This is a genomic window from Xanthobacter sp. ZOL 2024 (genome assembly GCF_052932325.1).
In genome coordinates this window covers 2,976,571-2,992,531 of sequence record NZ_CM128808.1, presented here as the reverse complement: position 1 = coordinate 2,992,531, position 15,961 = coordinate 2,976,571, and the positions used below count along the sequence as shown (strand labels likewise).

At 68.1% G+C, this 15,961-nt stretch carries 16 protein-coding genes; 5 read left to right on the top strand and 11 right to left on the bottom strand.

Annotated features, from left to right (window positions below; translation table 11 throughout):
- The 4 genes from ACU4E7_RS13690 to ACU4E7_RS13675 form a co-directional block, all read right to left on the bottom strand.
- Nucleotides 1–204: a DUF1656 domain-containing protein gene (locus ACU4E7_RS13690; protein WP_447019176.1), complete on the bottom strand. Its 204-nt coding sequence runs from the start codon at nt 202–204 to the stop codon at nt 1–3.
- Nucleotides 201–2,276, bottom strand: coding sequence for an FUSC family protein (locus ACU4E7_RS13685; RefSeq protein ID WP_447019175.1), 2,076 nt, complete (start codon nt 2,274–2,276; stop codon nt 201–203). Before ACU4E7_RS13685 ends, ACU4E7_RS13690 begins: the two co-directional genes overlap by 4 nt.
- Complete coding sequence (locus ACU4E7_RS13680; protein ID WP_238121529.1) at nt 2,273–2,719, bottom strand: MarR family winged helix-turn-helix transcriptional regulator; 447 nt, start codon at nt 2,717–2,719, stop codon at nt 2,273–2,275. Before ACU4E7_RS13680 ends, ACU4E7_RS13685 begins: the two co-directional genes overlap by 4 nt.
- Before the next feature lie 104 nt (nt 2,720–2,823).
- Complete coding sequence (locus ACU4E7_RS13675) at nt 2,824–3,876, bottom strand: helix-turn-helix transcriptional regulator (RefSeq protein WP_447019174.1); 1,053 nt, start codon at nt 3,874–3,876, stop codon at nt 2,824–2,826.
- Nucleotides 3,877–4,178: 302 nt separating this feature from the next.
- On the opposite strand from ACU4E7_RS13675, the gene ACU4E7_RS13670 reads away from it, so the two are divergent.
- Genes ACU4E7_RS13670 through ACU4E7_RS13660 form a run of 3 tightly spaced genes read left to right on the top strand, consistent with a single transcriptional unit; the run spans nt 4,179 to nt 8,289 of the window.
- Entirely contained in the window at nt 4,179–6,467 is a 2,289-nt protein-coding gene (locus tag ACU4E7_RS13670) for a TonB-dependent siderophore receptor (protein ID WP_447019173.1), read from the top strand.
- Complete coding sequence (locus tag ACU4E7_RS13665; RefSeq protein WP_447019172.1) at nt 6,464–7,429, top strand: alpha/beta hydrolase; 966 nt, start codon at nt 6,464–6,466, stop codon at nt 7,427–7,429. Before ACU4E7_RS13670 ends, ACU4E7_RS13665 begins: the two co-directional genes overlap by 4 nt.
- The gene (locus ACU4E7_RS13660) at nt 7,426–8,289 is read left to right on the top strand and encodes a siderophore-interacting protein (RefSeq protein ID WP_447019171.1); all 864 of its coding nucleotides are present in this window, start codon (nt 7,426–7,428) and stop codon (nt 8,287–8,289) included. The genes ACU4E7_RS13665 and ACU4E7_RS13660 overlap by 4 nt, the downstream gene beginning before the upstream one ends.
- 24 nt (nt 8,290–8,313) lie before the next feature.
- Here ACU4E7_RS13660 and ACU4E7_RS13655 read toward each other — a convergent pair whose 3' ends face one another.
- On the bottom strand, nt 8,314–9,642 hold the full coding sequence (locus ACU4E7_RS13655) for a hypothetical protein (protein ID WP_447019170.1): 1,329 nt from the start codon (nt 9,640–9,642) through the stop codon (nt 8,314–8,316).
- A gap of 164 nt (nt 9,643–9,806) precedes the next feature.
- Here ACU4E7_RS13655 and ACU4E7_RS13650 point away from each other — a divergent pair, with 164 nt between their 5' ends.
- Both ACU4E7_RS13650 and ACU4E7_RS13645 read left to right on the top strand, forming a co-directional pair.
- On the top strand, nt 9,807–10,649 hold the full coding sequence (locus ACU4E7_RS13650; protein ID WP_447019169.1) for an alpha/beta fold hydrolase: 843 nt from the start codon (nt 9,807–9,809) through the stop codon (nt 10,647–10,649).
- Between the two features lie 169 nt (nt 10,650–10,818).
- On the top strand, nt 10,819–11,448 hold the full coding sequence (locus tag ACU4E7_RS13645) for a L,D-transpeptidase (RefSeq protein ID WP_238121519.1): 630 nt from the start codon (nt 10,819–10,821) through the stop codon (nt 11,446–11,448).
- 74 nt (nt 11,449–11,522) lie between these two features.
- Here ACU4E7_RS13645 and ACU4E7_RS13640 read toward each other — a convergent pair whose 3' ends face one another.
- The 6 genes from ACU4E7_RS13640 to infA all read right to left on the bottom strand — a co-directional run bounded on the left by ACU4E7_RS13640 (nt 11,523) and on the right by infA (nt 15,916).
- A complete protein-coding gene (locus tag ACU4E7_RS13640; RefSeq protein WP_238121517.1) occupies nt 11,523–11,729 on the bottom strand; it encodes a cold-shock protein in 207 nt (68 codons plus the stop codon).
- 390 nt (nt 11,730–12,119) lie between these two features.
- Nucleotides 12,120–13,142, bottom strand: a complete 1,023-nt coding sequence (locus ACU4E7_RS13635) for an ABC transporter substrate-binding protein (protein ID WP_238121514.1) — start codon at nt 13,140–13,142, stop codon at nt 12,120–12,122.
- Between the two features lie 14 nt (nt 13,143–13,156).
- Nucleotides 13,157–13,969 carry an ABC transporter permease gene (locus ACU4E7_RS13630; RefSeq protein WP_238121513.1) on the bottom strand — a complete coding sequence of 271 codons (813 nt, stop codon included), beginning with the start codon at nt 13,967–13,969 and terminating at the stop codon, nt 13,157–13,159.
- Entirely contained in the window at nt 13,966–14,748 is a 783-nt protein-coding gene (locus ACU4E7_RS13625) for an ABC transporter ATP-binding protein (RefSeq protein ID WP_443266049.1), read from the bottom strand. The genes ACU4E7_RS13630 and ACU4E7_RS13625 overlap by 4 nt, the downstream gene beginning before the upstream one ends.
- A 273-nt stretch (nt 14,749–15,021) precedes the next feature.
- Nucleotides 15,022–15,516, bottom strand: coding sequence for a DUF2165 family protein (locus ACU4E7_RS13620; RefSeq protein WP_238121509.1), 495 nt, complete (start codon nt 15,514–15,516; stop codon nt 15,022–15,024).
- Nucleotides 15,517–15,640: 124 nt separating this feature from the next.
- Nucleotides 15,641–15,916, bottom strand: a complete 276-nt coding sequence (infA, locus tag ACU4E7_RS13615; protein ID WP_238121507.1) for a translation initiation factor IF-1 — start codon at nt 15,914–15,916, stop codon at nt 15,641–15,643.
- Nucleotides 15,917–15,961: the final 45 nt, after the last annotated feature.

Sequence of the window (15,961 nt, the reverse complement as noted above, 5' to 3'; positions counted from 1 at the left end):
TCAGATCCGATGCATCAGGAAGGTGAGGCCGCCGAGGCAGATGACGAACAGCGCCACATCCGCCAGCGGCGGATGCCACAGCAGGCGGTAGAGACCGGCCCGGGCCAGCAGCCGGCGCAGCAGCCCCTGGACCGCCAGCGCCAGCACCGCGGCGACCAGCAGTTCGGGCACGAACAGGCCGTAGAGATCGAGATCGCCGCTCATGTGGCAAGGCTCCAGGTGGCGGCGGGCGCGGGTTGCGGATCCGGGGCAAGGCCGGGCAGCAGGCCGTGCCGCAGCCCCACCAGGGCCCGCAGCGCGGTGGCCACGGGCGGCGACGCCTGCGGCCCCTGCGCCAGCAGTCGAATGGTGGTGTCGAGCGCAGCGGCGAGGCCCGGGTCCGCGACCCGCGCCGTCTCGCGCTGGCGGAAGTGGCGCCGAAGGGCCTCGAGCAGAGCCTCCACCTGCTGCCGCGGCGCCGCCGGAAGCTGCCCGCGCACCCGTTGCAGATCGGCCATGTTGAGCCCCATCCGCAGGTCCACCAGCGCCTGCTCGGGATGCGGCGCCGCCCCCGTGGGCAGGGCCACCAGCCGCTGCACCATGAGGCCGAAGCGATCCACCAGCCGCCGCACCAGGGCCGCGGTGTCGCGACCGCCCTGCCCCCCGGCGATGCCGGCGAGATCGCGGCTGTTGGCACGACGCAGCCGGGCGACGCTCTGCTCGACGCCCATGGCGGTGAGCACGGCCGCGGTGAGGGTGGCGATGACCATGCCCACCAGGGACGCGGCACTGGCATTGATCAGCGCGGCCAGGTCCAGGTGAAGGCGCGTGTCGAGCATGGTCACCAGGGGCATGTTCACGCACATGAGAAAGCCCAGGGGCCCATGCCGGGGGGTCGCCATCAACGCGCCGAACACCAGCAGGAACGGCGCCATGAGCAGCACCAGCTCGGTGAAACTGTCGGCGAGCGGCAGCAGCGTGAAGGCGAACAGGCCCACGGCGATGGTCGCCAGGAGGGTATAGCGGGCAAACAGCCGCATCACCGGCACCGGATTGTCCATGACGGCGAACAGGGAGAAGAAGATGGCGGCCATCTGGGCGGCGCCGCTGCCCTCGCTCCAGCCGGTGGCGATCCACAGGGCGCAGCACATCAGAATGCTGATACCCACGGCCAGCCCGGCGAGGGCGGCCAGCGGCACGTCCACATGCAGCTGCGGATCGCCGGCATAACGGGCGATGACGGCACGGAACCGGGGGGCACGAGCGCGGCCGTCGCGCAGATCGGCCCGCAGCATCCGGGCATTGGCCCACACCTCCACCAGCTCGCGCAGGCGATCCAGCACCGTGGCAACCAGAAGTCCGCGCCAAGCGCCGGCAGCAGCCTCCGGCCGCAGCGCCTCGGCCAGGACCTCCAGGCGCGCGCGCAGTTCGTCGGCCGGCGGAAGCGGCGCGGCGCAATCGCTGGCGATCCACTCGGCGATGTCGCCCATGAGCGCGTCGAGGCGTGGATCGAGCGGGCCGCCCGCGCGCAAAGCGGCAAGGCGGTCCTCGAGCCCGGACAGGATGGGCAGCAGCGCCGTCATGTGCTGCTGCAATTCCCGCACCTGGCCAGCCAGATGCCGCAGCTCAGAGGTGTCGTAAGGCAGATGGGTGGTGAGGGCGAGCATCTCCACCGTGTCGGTGGCGAGGCGCCGGCGATCGCGGGCGGAAGCCTGCGGCTCGGGCCGCGGCGCGAGCACGTCGCCGGCCCAGCGGCCGGCATCGGCCAGCCAGCCGTCGAGCCGCGCCGTAAGCAACGGGCCGAGATGGCGCGGCGCCACCACCCGGCTCACCAGGGCCCCGCAGACGATGCCCACGATGATCTCCTGGGTGCGCGACAGGGCGACATCGAACACCGTCTCCGGAGCGGTCACCGCCATGAAGGCGATGATGGCGGCGCTGTAGCCGGCCAGCATGGCCACATAGCTGCGCGGCGTGCGATCCAGCAGGGAGATGAACAGGCACCCCCCCACCCACGCGGCGAGCGCGAGGCACAGGAGCTCCGGCACCGCCACCAGGTTCGGCACCATCACCACCGCGGCGCCGGCACCGAGCACCGTGCCCATCACCCGGTACACCGCCTTGGCGGTGACCGCGGCCGCCAGCGGCTGCATGACGATGTAGGCGGTGGCCATGGCCCAATAGGGCTTCGACAGATCGAGGCTGAGGGCCACCCACAAGGCCAGAACCGCGGCCAGGAACGCCTTCAGCGAGAACATGAGCTCGTGGCGGCCGATGCCGAAGGGCGCGGCGCTCACGTGCCGCGCTCCGGGCTCAAGGCGCGCTCCAGCTTGCTGAGGCCCTGGACCGTGGCGGACACTTCCGCGTCGGTGAGCTCGCTGAACAGCCGCGTGCGCAGCGCGGCGATCGTGGCTTCGATCCGCTCCACCTGGGCCCGCCCCTGCGGGGTCAGCCGCAGCAGCTTGGCGCGGCGGTCGGTGGGATCCTCGCGGCGGGTCACCAGGCCCTCCGCCACCAGCATCTCGACGATCCGCACCAGAGAAGGCCCCTCCAGGCCCAGCTCGTCGGCAATGGTACCCTGGCGCAGGTCATCGCCGAGGCGCGAGAGCACCAGCAGCGGCAAAGCGGTGGCCTGGGAGAGGCCGTTCTCGGCCAGCGCCTGGTCGATCGCGCGCCGCCAATAGCGCGCCACGCGGGTGACGAGCTGGCCGAAGATGAGGCGATCGGGTCGGGGAGCCATATGTGGAGACATGAGTTTCGATAACATCACAATAGATAATATGCAATCTATTAGGATATAACTCACCGTCCGGGAGCCGCCAGCACGCGCTCCCCCATGATGGATCAGTTGCCGCGCCCGCCCCGGTCCCGCCAGGCCTTGGGCGAGACGCCGAAGGCGCGCTTGAAGGCGGTGGCGAAATTGGCGGCGGAGCCATAGCCGGCCACATAGGCCGCCTGAGCCACCGTCAGCCCTTCGGCGGTAAGGCCGTCGCGGGCGCGCTCCAGCTTGCGCCGGCGCACATAGTCGAACACCGTCGTGCCGAACGCGGCGCGGAAGGCCCGCTGCAGCGAATTCACGCTCATCCCCGCCTCGCGCGCGATCTCGTCGAGGCTGAGGTCCAGATGCAGCTGCGCCTCGATGAAATCATGCACCGCCCACATGCGTTGCCGCTCACGCGGGCGAGCGGCCGCCGCGCTCTCCAGCAGCGGCGCCCCCAGGGCGGCGAGGCTCTCGCCCACCAGCTCCATGGCGCGGCTCTCCACATAGAGCCCCGCCAGCAGCGGACCATACTGGGGCGGCGCCAGGATCTGCTCGGCCAGGGCCAGCATGTGCGCGCTGGGCCGCCACTGGGCGCAGGCGCGATGATCCTGCGCGAACGCCAGCACGGCGCGGTGGGCGACATCATCGCGCTGCACCTGCTCCAGCCAGCCCTCCGGCATGAAGAGATTCACTTTGCGCACCCGGGTGCCCCGCCGGCCGTGGCGCACGAACAGATCGGGCTCGGCCCGCGCCATCAGCGAGCCGGCCGTCCCGTCCGCCACCCCCAGATGGAGGCCCCGGCCGCCGATCTGAATGTCGGCCTCCCCCTCCAGGAACAGGCTGACAGTGAGGCCGGCGCCATGCACCACCCGGGTCGTGGTGTCATGCAGGTCGCGAGCATCGGTGGCGTGCAGCACCAGGCCGGAGCGCAGCGGGCCGAGCACATAGCGCCCGCGCAGCAGCGCCCCGTCGGCGCCCAGCTTCGGCGTGACCACGCGAAAATCGCGCCCGGTCAGGCGCGAGAGAGCCGCAATGTCCGACTGACGCACCAGGGCCGTGCGCGCGGCGCCGGTCGCGGGCGCGATCGGCGCCGGCGCCGATGGGCGCGAGGACGAGGGCGCGTCGGGATCACTCATGATCCGACAAGAGGCAGTCCGCAGGCCCCTGTCAAGGCCGCACCATTCCATTGAATTTAGTATTATTCCAAAATTAGAACTGAAGACTGCGCCATTGGCCAACACGAATTTTGTCATTGACCACTCGAATTCAAAGGGGATGATGATTTCGCAAACACATTCTCCGCTCCGGCAAAGCCCTTCCGTCTGGAGGTGGCGGGAAGCTCTCCGGTAAAAGAACCCCACGAGCCGCGGCAGGCCGAGAGACACCGGCGCCACGCCCGGCGCATTTCAGGCGACACTTGCGCGAAGTGGGGATTTTCATGATGGCATTTGAGCGAACCTCAGCGATGCGGCTGGCCCACCTCATGTCCGGCACGGTTCTGTCGGGCGCGCTGTTCTCGGGCCCGCTGTTCTCGGGCACACTCTTGTCGCGCTGCGTGCTCTCCGGCGTCGCCCTGGGCCTGCTGACCGCCCTGCCGGCACAGGCGCAGGAGGCCGGCGCCAATGCCATCGCCCTCGACACCGTGCAGGTGCAGGAGGAGAAGAAGCTGCAGCAGGAGGTGTTCACCGAAGGGCTGGACACCTACACCGCCAACGTCACCACCATCGGCGTCGGCAGCCCCACCCCGGTGCGCGAGATTCCGCAATCCATCTCGACCGTGACGCGCCAGCGCATGGACGATCAGAACTTCACCCAGCTCGAAGATGCCATGCGCCACACCACCGGCATGGTGGTGCTCTCCAACGACCCGGGGCGCTCCTCCATCTTCTCGCGCGGGTTCGAGATCGACACGCTACTGGTGAACAACCTGCCGGCGCCGCTCTCCTCCATCCTCGGCACCCAGCCGGATCTCTTCATCTTCGATCGGGTGGACGTGCTGAAGGGACCGGCGGGCCTGTTCTACGGGGGCTCGGCGGGCAATAACGCCGGGCCCGGCGGCATCATCAACGGCACGCTGAAGCCGGCGCTGGCCAAGCCCTTCATCACCTCCACCCTCGATTACGGCTCATGGGACTTCGTGCGCGCCGAGGTGGATGCCGGCGGCAAGCTGAACGAGGCCGGCACCGTGCGCGCCCGCATCGGCGGCGCCTTCCAGAACCGCAACAGCTTCGTGGACGTGAACGAGAACCAGGTCTGGGTCGGCTATGGCGCCCTTGACTTCGACCTGACGGAAGACACCACCCTCTCGCTCTATGCCTGGCACCAGGAACGGGACATCCTGCCCTTCAACGGCCTGCCGGCCATCAACCTCGGCAATGGCACCGGGCAGCTCCTGAACGTGCCCCGCTCCACCTTCATCGGCGCCGGCTGGAACCGCTTCAACAACGAGACCACCGACTATCTGGTGGAGCTGAAGCACGACCTCGACAATGGCGGCGAGGCCAAGGCCTCGCTGCGCTATTCCGATCGCGACATCGACTACAAATACGCCTATAGCGGCTCGGCGCTGCGCACCACACCGGGCGCCCTCGGCGATTTCACCATGCGCTACACGGCGGCGCAGGTGTCTGAAACCTCCTTCTCCGGCGATGCCCACGTGGCCACCCCGTTCGAGCTGTTCGGCCAGAGCCACAGCCTGACCGTCGGCGCCGATTTCCGCCTGGTGGACCAGACCCAGCTGTCGCCCACCTCCACCAGCATTGCCGGCACCTACAACCTCTATAATTTCAATCCGTGGGCAGTGGCCGAGCCGACCACGGTGTACAATCAGCAGAGCGTCACCGATCCGACCCAGTACGGCCTCTACGCCCAGACCAAGATCAACCCGTTCGACCGGCTGCACGTGCTGCTGGGTGGCCGCTTCTCCTGGTACGACTCCACGTCCACGGTCACCGTCGCCAATGCCGGCGCCATCACACAGACCCGCTCCTCGGTGGATGTGGACGGCAATTTCCTGCCCTATGTCGGCCTCGTCCTGGACGTCACCAAGGACGTGTCGTTCTACGGCAGCTACACCAAGACCTTCGTGCCGCAGACCGAGCTCGATGCCGCCGGCACCGCGCTGCAGCCGCGCGAGGGCTTCCAGTATGAAGGCGGCGTGAAGGGCTCCTTCTTCAACGGCGCGCTCAACGCCTCCGCCGCCGCCTTCCTGATCCGCGACAACAATCGCGCGCTCTCCACCGACACCGCCAATGTGTATGTCGCGTCCGGCGAGGTCGAGGTGAAGGGCTATGAGCTGGAGGTGAGCGGCAAGCCGGCGCCGGGCTGGGAGATCTATGCCGGCTACACCTACACCGACACCCAATATCTCACCGCCACCGCGGCCCAGCTGCTCGCCGGGTTCAGCACCTACACGCCGCGCAACAACTATAATCTGTGGGCCAAATATGAAGTCCAGGACGGGCCGCTGCAGGGCCTGCATCTGGCTGGCGGGTTGAAGATCCTCTCCAGCTTCTATACGAAGTCGGCCGGCGTGAAGCTTACGGCTGATGGCTATACGGTGGTCGACGGACAGATCGGCTACAAATTCAACGACAATTGGCTCGCGACCTTCACGGTCACGAACATCTTCGATGAAGTCTATTACCAGCGTGTCGGCTCGGTCTCCGTATTTAATTTCTACGGCGAGCCACGCGGCTACTGGCTGAAGGTGAAGGCAAGCTATTGACCATTCCCCTGCTCTCGCGTCTGGCGCGCAGCGCCGCCGTGGCCACCGGCATCCTCACCAGCGCGCTCGCCAGCCTCACCGGCGCCGGCCCCGCCACAGCGGGGCCGGTGGTGCTGCCCCATTCCCAGGAATTGCAGCTCACCTCCAAGGCCGGCCTGCCCTATCGCATCTTCATCGCCCTGCCCACCGAGCCGCCGCCACGCGGCGGCTATCCCGTGCTCTATGTGCTCGATGGCAATGCGGTGGCCGGCACCCTGTCCGATCTCTCGCGCACCCAGGGTGGGGCCATGGGCGGCCTGCTGGAGCCGGCCATTCTGGTGGCCATCGGCTATCCCGGCGATCTCGCCATCAACATGCGGCGCCGGGCCCGCGACCTCACGCCGGTGCCGACGACGGCCGGCAGCGGCACCTATCTCAAGGCGGAGGACACCGGCGCGGCGGATGCCTTCCTCGCCTTCATCGAGGATGAGCTAAAGCCCGCGCTCACCGCCTCCTTTCCCATCGACACCGCCCGCCAGGGCCTGATGGGGCATTCGTTCGGCGGCCTGTTCACCCTGCATGTGCTGTTCACGCGGCCCCAGGCCTTCTCCACCTACATCGCCGCAAGCCCCTCCATCTGGTGGGCCGACGGCGCCATCCTGAAGGAGGCGGCGGCCTTCTGCGCGCATCCCCCGCAGAACCATCCGCGACTGCTGCTGACGGTGGGCGCCTATGAGCAGGAGCTGCACCCCGCCCTGCGCGCCGCGCCCGATGCCCCCGCCAGGGCCCGTCGCATGGCCGCACGCCGCATGGTGGACGCCGCCCGTGAGCTGGAGGCGCGCATCGCCGCCATTCCCGGCCGGCCAGTCGAGGTGCAGTTGGAGGTCCTCCCGGGCCAGACCCATGGCTCGGCCGCCCCCTATGCGCTGCTGCGGGGCCTGCAGTTCTTTCTTGGTCCCGAAAGCAGGGAGAAGCCGCTGTGAGCGGAACGCCAACCGGTCGCTATCGCGGCATGCGCGAACTCGAGGTGCGGCGGGCGGAGCAGGTGACGCCGCATATGCGGCGTGTGGTGCTGGGCGGCGCGGAGCTGGCCGGCTTCGGCAGCGGCCCCAACATCAAGCTGCTGATTCCGCCGCCGGGGCTGGCCACGCCGCAATGGCCCATGCCAGACAAGGACGGCGGCGCCATCTGGCCGCCCGCCCCTTTCCGTCCCGTGCCGCGCACCTATTCCGTGCGCCGCTTCGACGCCGCGCGCGGCGAGCTCTGGGTGGATTTCGCGCTGCATGAGGCGGGCGGGCCCGGTGCCGATTTCGCGCGCCGCGCCCGTCGTGGCGATCTGGTGGGGGTCGGTGGTCCCGGTGGACGAACCCTGCCGCCGGCGGATCACGTTCTGCTGGCCGGAGACCAGACCGGACTGCCGTCCATCGCCGCCATCCTGGAAGAGCTGCCGGCCCATGTGCGCGGCCATGCGTTTCTGGAGGTGGCCGAAGCCGCCGATGCGCAGCCGCTGGAGGGACCGGCCGGGGTGCAGATCACCTATCTGTATCGCGATGGCGCGGCCCCCGGCACCACCGATCTGCTGGAAGCGGCGGTGCGGGGCACGCATGGCATCGGCGGCCCGGGCTGGGCCGCCTGGGTGGCCACCGAATCCGCCGCCGCCCGCGCCCTGCGGGGGCACCTGCGGGCCGATCGCAACATGGCCGCGGCCATGCTCGCGGTCGCCGGCTATTGGAAGCGCGGCATGAGCGAGCCCGCCTATCACGCCGCTCATGATCATGAGCATGATCATGAGCACGACGACCACAAGACCGGTGACGCACGCGCCACGGCCGCCGGCGCCTGAGGCCAGGCGCCGGCGGCGGCGCGATCAGTTGTCGTCGGGATGGGGCACGTCGTCCAGCACCTGGTTGGTGCAGCTGTAGGCCCCATCCGGCTCATCGAAGGCCGAACGGGTGAGGAATGCGCAGCGCGAGCCCTCCGCCGCCGCCAGCCACGACACCAGCCGGTGGGCGATCGCCGCCGCGTAGGCGCTGTCGTCGACCACCTTGAAGGCGGCATCGGCCGGCAGCTGCGGGCCGCTCTTCTTCGCCGTCTTCAGGTCGGTGACGGTGGGAATGAGGGACATGGTGTCGCCCGCATCGGTGGCGGTCACGAGGGGCAGGATGGACAGGTTGAACTGATCCCACCCCCCCTTCTCCACCCGGCTCGCCTCGGTGTCCGCCGTCACCGTGGCGTTGAACACCGGCATGCCGTTGGCACCCTTGGTGACACTGACCCCGGTGAGCTGGAACTTGCGTCCGCCGATGCCCGCGCCATCGGCGGCAAGGCCGGAATAGAGCCGGTTCAGGGCGCCTTCCAGATAGGTCTTCAGCTTGGCATCGGACACCGCGGCGCCATCGGCCAGCCGGGTGCGCGGTACCACCGCGAGCGCGGTCTCGGAGCAGCCGTTGGGCAGGGCCACCGCCGCCACGGCGGCGTCGCCGCGCAGGGTCTTGGCGAGCTCGGCCTCGGCGCCGACCGGCACCACGACATCCACCGTGAGGTCGTCGTCATCACCCTTGGCGGCCAGCCGCAGGCGACTCCACAGATCCTTGAGCTTCATGGTGCCGGTGCCGTGGGTCATGCTCGACACCGGCACGTTGAGGTCGCCCAGCGCGGCCGGGGCCACCGGGGTGGCGTGCAGGGCGCTGGCGCGCAGCACCACCGACAGCCCGCCATAGATCTGGCCGCACCAACTCTCGTCCAGATGCTGCAGGGCCAGGGCCGGCGCGGAAAAATCACCGGCCGGGCGGAACAGGTTCACCGGATCGACCCCACCGAGGTTGATGGTCTCGTCCCAGATCTGATGCAGGCCGCGCTCGTCCTCGGTGAAGGCGAGGTCATAGGCCTCGTTGCCGCTGCCCACGGTGAGCTTCAGCACGCCGTCGGTGAGGGTGCCGGACACCGGCACCGGCGCGCGCGGATCACCGGCGGGCGGCGCCAGGGTGCCACTCACTTTGCCGGCATTGATATCGAGGGTGGCGATGCCCACCCGATAGGGCTCGAAGAAGGGCAGCCCGAGCGCCATGTAATGTTCGGCGGCCGCCGCCGGGGCGCTGAACGTCGCGCCGGCCAGCAGGCCGGCCAGGGCCGCCGCGACGATGCGGGGTGCGGACGATCGCGGCACCGGCATCTGTGGCATGAGGCGTCTCGACATGATGGGCTCCCTCTGGTGCGCCGTTTCCAGCATGACACGGCGGGCCTTGCCCGCACTGCGCGTCGTGGTGTCTGTTCCTGCCGGAAACCGGTTGCAGATGCTTTAACGCACCCTCCCGCATAAGAGCCGAGCCACCGCCTTCCCCCTCCTGCCGCGAGGCCCCGATGACCCTGCTCCCCACCGCCACCCGCACCCTCGCCGTCCGCACCCCCGATGAACTCGACATCCGGGTGCAGGAATGGGGAGCGGGCAGCGGGCCCGAGCTGCTGTTCATCCACGGCTTCTCCCAATGCGGCCTGTGCTGGGCGCAGCAGACCGGCGCCGAGGTCCTGGCTCCATTCCGCAGGGTCACCTATGATTTTCGGGGCCATGGCGGCTCCGACAAGCCGCTCGACCCTGCCGCCTACAGGGATGGCCGCCTGTGGGCGGACGAGCTGGCAGCGGTGATCCGCGCCGCGGGCCTCAGCCGCCCGGTGCTGGTGGGCTGGTCCTACGCCGGGCGCATCATCGGCGACTATCTCCTGCATCACGGCACCGCCGACATCGCCGGCATCGTGTTCGTGGATGCCGCCACCCACAATGCGCGGGAGTTCTACGGCACCTGCAACCGGCTGATGCGGCAGATGTGCTCGGCCGACCTCGCGGATAACATCGCCGCCACCCGCACCTTTCTCCGTCGCTGCTTCGCCGCCGAGCAGCCCCGGGAGCTGATGGAAACCCTGCTGGCCTTCAATATGGTGGTGCCCGCCCAGGTGCGCGCCAACCTGTTCGATCGCACCGCCGATTACGACGCGGTGCTGCGGGCGCTGGATGTGCCGGTGCTGGTGACCCAGGGCACTCATGACGAGGTGGTGGCGCCGGCCATGGCCCACTTCCTCGCCGAGATCATCCCCGGCGCGCGCCTCGCCCTGTTCGAGGGCGTGGGCCACGCCCCGTTCCTGGAGGCGCCGGAGGCCTTCAATGGCGCGCTGCTGCACTTCCTGAACACGGATGGGGCCGGCGATTGAGGGCGCCAGGCGCCATCACACTCGCGTGCACCGGGGAACGCCGATGCCACAAAGAAGTTGCAGGCATGCCCCATTTGTGGCGACAACGTGAAGTCGCACACGCGGGGGCGGTGCGTGTCGCTGAGACCGGCCAGCTTTCCGGCTGGCCCTTGAGACGAGACCGAACGCCATGATGCATGTGACGAAGCTGCTGCGGAACGTCTTGCGGCGCCCCTCTCTGATCGCCGCCGCAACGGCCTCCGCTTTCCTGCTGGCCGCTCCGGCCCAGGCCGACGACCGCTTTCCCTTCGATCCGTTCAACCTCAACAAGCTGTTCAACACCAACTCCGCCGACGTGGGGATGGTGAGCGGCTCCTCGCCCATCCCGCGCCAGTCGGTGGCATTCGATTCCAAGTATCGCCCCGGCACCATCGTCATCCGCACCTCGGAGCGGCGGCTCTATTATGTGACGGCGCCGGGCCAGGCCATCCGCTATGGCGTGGGGGTTGGTCGCGACGGCTTCCGGTGGTCCGGGGTGAAGACGGTGAGCGCCAAGCGCGAATGGCCGGGCTGGACCCCGCCGCCGCAGATGCTCAAGCGCCGCCCGGACCTGCCGCGCTACATGCCCGGCGGTATCGACAACCCGCTCGGCGCCCGCGCCATGTATCTGGGCTCCAGCCTCTACCGCATCCACGGCTCCAACGAGCCGGAGACCATCGGCCAGGCGGTGTCCTCCGGCTGCATCCGCATGACCAATGACGATGTGGTGGACCTCTACAATCGGGTGCGGGTGGGCGCCACCGTCTACGTCCAGCGTTGAACGCGCGCCCTCCGGAACGCAAAAAGCCCGGGCCTGAGGCCCGGGCTTTCGTCTGCAGTGCAGAGGATACGAGATCAGAGCGCGGCGAGATTGGCCGCTTTGCTCTTGCCCCGGTTGTCGGGGACGACGTCGAAAGACACCTTCTGCCCGTCGTTCAGGCCGTACATGCCGGAACGCTCCACATCGGAGATGTGGACGAACACGTCCGGACCGCCCTCATCCTGCTGGATGAAGCCGAAGCCCTTCTGGGCATTAAAGAATTTCACAGTTCCCGTGGCCATGACAGGCCTCCTTGCTCAGGCTCGGCGTGCGAGCCCGGCGTTGGCGCGGGGCCATGAACGGCCCGGCGCTGCCAACGCCCGGTGCAGGACAATCCGAAGAAGGAAGGCTTTTGTGTCGTGGCCCGAAGGAAACGAGAGAAAGCAGGCCGAACGACGAACTGTCCCAGTCGGTCCGCTCCTCCGCGCATATCGAAAAATGCAAGCGGAGGAACGAACACCCTTGCCACAGCGAGATCGGAGTACATCCGTCCGTCTCCCGCACGCGCTGAAAACGCGCGTTGCGACTGGGTTGAGTGGAATATAGGGACCAACTGCGGCGTTTCAAGGGCAAGAGCGAAAGATCTTGCACAAAGATCACCGGCGGGGGCCCCGCCGGTGAATCCGTGTCGTTCAGTGCTGTCCCGCCTTGGCGACGAAGGAGCCGTCGAAGGTCTTGGACAGGTCCACATTGGCCGCCTTGAGCTCGGGATCGAACTCCACCAGCATGCCCAGGGCATTCTTCATGCCGTCCTCGGGAATGACGCCGGTGAGCGAATACATGGGCATGGAGTTCTTCACCGCCGCCATATAGAGCGCCTTGTCGCCCAGCAGATATTCCTGCGGCACCACCTCGGCCACCTGCTCCGGGGTCGCGGTCTTCAGCCATTCCAGCGCCTTGTGGAAGGCATTGACCAGCTTCTGGGTGGTGACGGGATTCTGGGTGGCGAAATCGCGCTTCAGATACAGCACCGCCGCCGGGTTGGCGCCGCCGAAGATCGCGGTGCTGCCCTCCTCGGTGCGGCTGTCGGCCAGCACCACCACGTCGCCGTCGGTCTCCAGCTTGGTGATGACCGGGTCAAGATTGGCCATGGCGTCGATGCCGCCGTGCTTCATCTGCGCCACCGCGGAGGCGCCGCCGCCGACACCCACGAACGACACGTCCTCGGGCTTCAGGCCGTCCTTGGCGAGCAGGAAGTTGACGAAGAAGTTGGTGGAGGAGCCGGGCGCGGTCACGCCCACCTTCTTGCCCTTCAGGTCCTTCACGCTCTTGATGCCGCTGTCCTTGCCGGCCACCAGCACGATGCCGGGGAAGCGGCCGAGCTCGATCACCGCGGCGATGTCCTGGCCCTTGGCCTGCATGCGGATGGTGTGCTCATAGGCCCCCGTCACCGCATCCACCGAGCCCCCCACCAGCGCCTGCAGCGACTTGGAACCGCCGCCGAAATCGTTGATGGAGACGTCGAGTCCCTCGTCCTTGAAGAAGCCCTTCCGCTCGGCGACGGTCAGCGGCAGGTAATAGAGCAGCGGCTTGCCGCCGACGCCGATGGTCACCTGCGGCTTCTCCGCCTGCTGCGCCGCCGCCGGCGCCGCAAAGGTGGCCGCCAATCCCGCCAGCGCCAGCACGCCGGCCGTCATCGTCTTGAACACACCCATGGGTTTCCTCCCCCTCATTGGGCCGTGGCGGGCGCGGGACGCCACACCAACAGCCGTTTTTCAATGGCGCTCACCAGCGTATCAATCAGGATCACGAAGATGGACAGAACCAGCATGCCCGAGAACACGCCGGTGACGTCGAACACCCCTTCCGCCTGGTGGATGCGATAGCCGAGCCCCGCCGCCGAGCCGAGATATTCGCCCACCACCGCGCCCACCAGCGCAAAGCCGACGGCGGTGTGGAGCGAGGAGAACATCCAGGTGAGCGCGGAGGGCCAGAACACGTGCCGCATGAGCTGGCGCTCGCTCATGCCCAGCATGCGGGCATTGGCCAGCAGGGTCGGGCTCACTTCCTTCACGCCCTGATAGACGTTGAAGAAGACGATGAAGAACACCAGCGTCACCCCCAGCGCCACCTTGGACCAGATGCCAAGGCCGAGCCACAAGGCGAAGATGGGGGCCAGCACCACCCGTGGCAGCGCATTGGCCATCTTCACATAAGGATCGAACACCGCCGCCAGCACTGCTTTGCGGGCAAACCAGAAGCCGATGAGCACGCCGCCGGCCGCGCCGATGAAGAAGGCCAGCAGGGTTTCGAGCAAAGTGATGCCCAGGTGATACCAGATGGCCCCCGAATAGAAATCCGCCCAGGTGCGGGCGAACACCGCCCCCGGCGTGGAGAAGAAGAACGGGTCCAGCACATAGAACGGCTTGGCGGAGAGGGAGGGCAGATTCCACTTCACCGTGGCGCCCACATGCCACAGGCCGATGAGCACCACCGCGACCAGGAGCTGCAGGGCCAGGAGAGACCACCGATTGCGCGTCATGCCCCCTGCTCCGCCGATTCGGATTGCTTGTAGCCCTTCACCACTTCTTCCTTCAGCGCCGCCCAGATCTCCCGGTGCAGCTGGTGGAACACCGGATCGAGCCGCACGTCGATGTCACGGGGACGGGGAATGGGCACCCGCCATTCGCCGATGATGCGGGCCGCCGGCCCGGCGCCCATGATGACCACACGGTCGGCCAGCGCGATGGCCTCCTCCAGGTCATGGGTCACGAACAGCACCGCCTTACGGTCGGCGCTCCACAGGTCCAGCAGCAAATTGCCCATGATCTGCCGGGTCTGGGCGTCGAGCGGGCCGAACGGCTCGTCCATGAGCAGGATCTTGGGGTGGCGGATCAGCACCTGGGCGAGGCCCACGCGCTTCCTCTGGCCGCCCGAGAGCATGTGCGGATAGCGATCGGCAAAGGCGGAAAGGCCCACCCGCGCCAGCCATTTGCGGGCCTCGGCCCGCGCCTCGTCCTTGGGGGTGCCGACAATGTCGAGGCCGATGGCCACGTTCTCCACCGCCGTCTTCCAGGGAAACAGCGCTTCCGCCTGGAACAGGTAGCCGGCCTTGCGATTGAGCCCCGAGAGCGGCTCACCGAAGATGGAGACGCGGCCGAAGGCCGGCGTCAGCAGCCCGGCGGTGGCGTTGAGCAGAGTGGACTTGCCGCAGCCGGTGGGGCCGACGATGGCCACGAACTCGCCATCGGCGATGTCGAGGCTGGCCTGATCCACGGCAATGAAAGGCGCACCGCCGGGCTTGGCATTGGGAAAAGCAATGCGCACCCCCTCCAGGGACACGGCGCATGGCGCCGCATCCGCCTGCGTGCGGATCGCGTTGACGACTGGCGACACCCTTTCCTCCCTCGCCCTTCCGGCGGTTATCCGTCCGGTCCAGTGGGGCCGCGCCCCTGTAGCGCGCTGTTACGGCGACACCTTTGGGGCAGCATGATTGGCCCATTCGGACCGGGGCGCGCAACCTAGCGGGGGCCGGGCAGGAGAAGCAAGCATCTCAGCTGTGGAGGACGCTCAAAGGGGCCCGGCAGGGTGCTCTCAGGCCGGGTCGCGATCTGGCAGCGCCACCAGGAGCAGCACGCCGAGCACCGCCATGTAGATGCGGAACGCGCTCTCCTGGCCGTTCCAGTCATGGGATTGCCACATGGCGAAATACTCGCCCGCCACCACCATGAAGCCGAAGAACCAGAGCAGGAAGGCGAGGCTGGCGCCCAGATAGACGAAGCGCTTGGCGCGCTCGAAGGCCGGCGCGGGCGCCTTGAGGGTGCGCAGCAGCTGCACGGCGCCCAGCGCCAACAGCAGGCCGGACAGCGCCTCGGCGGCGATGATGGCGGCATAGGCCGCCTGCCACAGGCGCGGATCGGTGATGGCCCGGCCCATCAGCGCGTTGCCGGGAAAGGTGGTGTCCATGCTCAGCACATGGGACACGAAGGCATAGTTCGAGGCGTAATCGGTCAGGTTGCCGTAGGCCACCAGCAGCGCATAGGCCGCCAGCGCCGCCACCAGCACCACCTTGGTCAAGCGTAGTTCCATCCCCGCCTCCCCCGTCTTCCACTGCCGCGCCCGCAAGATAACGCAAAGCGAGACAACGCAAGCAGGGGTGCGCGGACGCCGTGGTCCGCGACACCCTAACCGGACGGGCCGGGAACAGGCTCGCTCAGCGCCGCCGGAAATTCTGCTGACGACGGGCGCCGGGAGGCGGACCAGACCCTTCGGCCTTGTGACGGAAGTTGATGCGACCGCGATCGAGATCGTACGGCGACATCTCCACGACCACCCGATCACCTTCGATGGTGCGGATGCGGTTCTTCTTCATCTTGCCGGCCGCGTAGGCCAGGATCTGATGGTCGTTGTCCAGACGCACGCGGAAGTTGCCGTCGGGCAGCACTTCCGTCACGGTTCCCTCGAACTCCAGCAGTTCTTCCTTCGCCATATAGACTCGTCTCCAATGGCCCCGTTGGGGCAAACGTGGCGGGCT